The organism is Streptomyces sp. GbtcB7 (assembly GCF_019091445.1).
GTDB lineage: Bacteria > Actinomycetota > Actinomycetes > Streptomycetales > Streptomycetaceae > Streptomyces > Streptomyces mirabilis.
Window position 1 is genome coordinate 1 of record NZ_JAGXJM010000559.1, and the last position, 240, is coordinate 240.

General features: G+C 70.4%; 1 protein-coding gene. It reads right to left on the reverse strand.

Translation table 11 applies throughout. From position 1 onward, the window contains the following. Positions 1–240 (reverse strand): MarR family transcriptional regulator (locus KVT44_RS56810; protein WP_217577141.1); only part of this gene is annotated, 240 nt, incomplete at both ends.

Genomic DNA, 240 nt, shown 5'->3' on the forward strand with positions numbered 1-240 from the left:
GCGGTAGGCTGGGCGGTGACGGACCGACCGTCGTTGTCCGACCGGCTGCGCTGGATGAGGTCCTTGCGTCCGAGGGTGTTGAGCACGGTCGAAACGCTGGCCTGCGAGTCGCTGGTCAGCCGGGCGAGCTGAAGCGGGGTCAGCTCGCTGTCCCTCTTGATCGTGTACAGGGCGCGGTTGGCGGGCCAGGTGAGGCCGGCGGGCCGCCGGACGCTGGTCTCGGAGTCCTGCTGGAGCCGT